Here is an 811-nt window from a genome sequence, read left to right as displayed (position 1 = left end):
ACACCTCCTTTCTATAATCTAGGCTACTACCAATAGCCTACAGACATTATAGCATGAGAGAGACATTAAAAAACATTAAGAATAGGAAACAAAAATGGAAAAAAATAAAATACAAGTCAACGTAAAATTAGAAAAAATTGATGAATTAAAAAACCTGTCAAAACAGCTTATAAAACAGTGTGAGCAGGTTGAAAGTACGATTAAAGAAATAAGAAATCTAGAATTAGAACTTAAGATCTAGATTAAGATCAATCTCTTCAGAACAGTTAGGGCAGATGCTTTTACCAACCGGAACAGTTACTTTAGTATCGCAGTGGTAACAATCAATAGTATACTCACGTTCTTTAGCTCGTTTTTTAGCGAGTTCAGTCGCTTTTTTAGTAAGAACTTTCTCAAAGTCCTTCATACTTTTTGATGAATTCAAATTAAAATTTGCCAAAGTGTTCTCCTTTCTATAATTATTTGGAAAATGAATAAAAAACAGCTAGCCGCGGTTTTTATTTCAAAATAATTATATCAAAAGTTAAATAAATAGTCAATGTAATTTTACTATATATTGTGTTTAAAAAGCAAAATAACGAAAAGGACAACTATATGTTGTGGGAAACAATCGAAAAACAACTTAATAAAAAGAAAATAACTGCCTACCGTCTTTCAAAAATGACGGGGGTAAGCACTCAGACAATATCAGCGCTAAAAACAGGGAAGATAACTAATCCTAGATTTGAAATTATCGTGAAAATAGCAACTGCGTTGGATATTGATCTCAATGAATTTAAAGAAAAGGAAACAAAATGAGAAAACTAATCAC

Annotated in this window: 3 protein-coding genes; 2 read left to right on the top strand and 1 reads right to left on the bottom strand. The window is 30.2% G+C overall.

All coding sequences use genetic code 11. From position 1 onward, the window contains the following. Nucleotides 1-94 precede the first annotated feature (94 nt). The gene (locus GHI45_RS11215) at nt 95-241 is read left to right on the top strand and encodes a hypothetical protein (RefSeq protein ID WP_153497458.1); all 147 of its coding nucleotides are present in this window, start codon (nt 95-97) and stop codon (nt 239-241) included. On the opposite strand, the gene GHI45_RS11210 is transcribed toward GHI45_RS11215, so the two are convergent. After that, nucleotides 224-439, bottom strand: coding sequence for a hypothetical protein (locus GHI45_RS11210; protein WP_147780918.1), 216 nt, complete (start codon nt 437-439; stop codon nt 224-226). The genes GHI45_RS11215 and GHI45_RS11210 overlap by 18 nt on opposite strands. Before the next feature lie 155 nt (nt 440-594). On the opposite strand from GHI45_RS11210, the gene GHI45_RS11205 reads away from it, so the two are divergent. Next, on the top strand, nt 595-798 hold the full coding sequence (locus tag GHI45_RS11205) for a helix-turn-helix transcriptional regulator (RefSeq protein ID WP_147780919.1): 204 nt from the start codon (nt 595-597) through the stop codon (nt 796-798). Nucleotides 799-811: the final 13 nt, after the last annotated feature.

It is taken from the genome of Lactococcus sp. dk101 (assembly GCF_009601055.1).
GTDB lineage: Bacteria > Bacillota > Bacilli > Lactobacillales > Streptococcaceae > Lactococcus.
The sequence above is the reverse complement of the archived record's forward strand: the minus strand, read 5'-3'. Positions and strand labels throughout refer to the sequence as shown.